A 1,984-nucleotide genomic window follows, 5' to 3' on the forward strand; every position below is an offset into this window, starting at 1 on the left:
CGAAGTGGCCGATCCGGGCCTTGGCCATCACCGGGATGGACACCGCCTCGATGATCCCGTCGATCATGTCGGGGTCGCTCATCCGGGACACGCCGCCCTGCGCACGGATGTCGGCAGGCACCCGCTCCAGGGCCATCACGGCGACCGCGCCGGCGTCCTCGGCGATCGTGGCCTGCTCGGGCGTGACGACGTCCATGATGACCCCGCCCTTGAGCATCTCGGCCATGCCGCGCTTGACGCGGGCGGTGCCTGTCTCGGGGGCGGTCTCGGGGGTGTGCTGCTCAGACATGCGGCCAATCGTACGGCGCAACCGGGGCCGAGGCGATCCGGGCTCGTCGGCTCATGCGGCGGCGGCCTGGGCCTGCCGCCGCACCACCCACACCCGCTGCGCCACCGTCACCGTGCTGGCCACCGCCAGCACCCACAGGGCGATCGGCAGGAGCACTGGAAGGTCGAGCAGGACGCTGAGGCCGGTCATCACCAGGATCCCCACCAGCCGGTCGGCCCGCTCCGCGATCCCGACCTTGGCGGTGAAGCCCAGGGACTCCGCGCGGGCCCGGGCGTAGGAGGTGACCGCCCCCATCACCAGGCACACCAGCGACAGCCAGACGTAGAGCCGGTCGTCGCCCGGCCCGGCGAAGTAGAGGGTCAGCCCGGCGAAGATGGCCGCGTCGCCGATCCGGTCCAAGGTGGAGTCCAGGAAGGCCCCGAAGGTGCTGGTCCGTCCCGACATCCGGGCCATCGTGCCGTCGATGAGGTCGCTGAACACGAACGCGGTGATGAACAGCACGCCCGCCAGCAGCCGCCCCTCGGGGAAGAACCACAGTGCCCCGGTGCACACCCCGATCGTGCCCACCAGGGTCACCGCGTCCGGGCTGACGTGCAGGCGCAGCAGCAGGCGGGCGACCGGGGCTGCGATCACCTTGGTCCAGAACGCGCGGAATCGGTCCATCATGGCCGCAGCAGGCTACCCGCTCAGCGCTCACACATCGGCGGCGACCCGCTCGGCGGCCACGATCATCGGGTTCTCCAGGACCGGCTCGAAGGCCAGCTCGGCAGCACCGAGCAGCGGGGAGTCCGGGCCGAACTGCGAGGCCCGGATGATGACCTCGGCACGGGGCGACATCAGCGACCAGCGGTCCAGGACCGCGTCGATCCGGTCGCGCTGGTCCTCCCACACCTGGGCCAGCGACCCACCGAGCACGATGACCTCCGGGTTGAACAGGTTGATCACCGCACGCAGCCCGACGCCGATCCAGTCGGCGACGTCGAGCACCGCCTCCCGGGCGCGTACGTCGCCACCGCGGGCCGCGTCGATGACCTCGGCGACCCCCACCGGCCCCCCGCCGGGCAGTCGCCCGGCACGGGTGAGGAGCTGGTTCTCCCCGACCTTCATCTCCCAGCAGCCGATGTTGCCGCAGCGGCACCGGGGACCGTTGCGGTCCACGAGGATGTGCCCGATCTCCCCGGCGTACCCGTGCGCACCCTGCATCAGCCGACCGCCCACCAGGAAGCCGCCGCCGATGCCGACGCTGCCGCTGAGGTAGGCGACGTTGTCGTGGCCGCGGGCGGCGCCGCGCAGGTGCTCGGCGAGCACGCCGAGGTTGGCGTCGTTGCCGGTGCTCACGGTCAGCCCCAGCTGGGCGCCGAGGAGCTCGGAGAACGGCGCGTCGACCCAGCCGAGGTTGGGCGCGAAGCGCACCGAGCCCTCCTCGGAGCTGACCGCCCCGGGTACGGCGACCCCGACGCCGAGGCAGCGGACGCCGGGGCTGGCGGCGAGCAGGTCGGTCACCATCTGGGAGGCCGACTCGACGACGTGGACGACGTCGTGCTCCCCGCGCTGGTGCGGGCGCTCCTTGCGCTCGAGGACCGTACCGCCGAGCGCCACCAGCGCCACGGCGATCCGGTCCACGCCGAGGTCGACGGCGACCACGACGTTCTCGGTGCGGGGCGAGACCAGCAGGGAGGGTCGGCCGGACCGGGC

Annotated in this window: 2 protein-coding genes and 1 pseudogene; all 3 read right to left on the reverse strand. The window is 72.6% G+C overall.

Features of this window, described 5'->3' with window-relative positions:
• Window positions 1-289 (reverse strand): annotated as a pseudogene (locus PLP61_RS16755) (pyridoxal 5'-phosphate synthase lyase subunit PdxS); the annotation flags it as partial.
• A 51-nt stretch (window positions 290-340) separates the two neighbouring features.
• Complete coding sequence (gene pgsA / locus PLP61_RS16760; protein ID WP_324503927.1) at window positions 341-955, reverse strand: phosphatidylinositol phosphate synthase; 615 nt, start codon at window positions 953-955, stop codon at window positions 341-343.
• A 27-nt stretch (window positions 956-982) separates the two neighbouring features.
• On the reverse strand, window positions 983-1,984 hold a 1,002-nt coding region (locus PLP61_RS16765), incomplete at its 5' end, for an ROK family protein (protein WP_324503929.1).

It is taken from the genome of Nocardioides sp., assembly GCF_035429765.1.
Classification (GTDB): Bacteria; Actinomycetota; Actinomycetes; order Propionibacteriales; family Nocardioidaceae; genus Nocardioides.

What these genes read in the sequence shown, in the direction of transcription:
- pgsA (WP_324503927.1), bottom strand. Translation starts at nt 955, where the DNA reads ATGATGGACCGATTCCGCGCGTTCTGGACCAAGGTGATCGCAGCCCCG.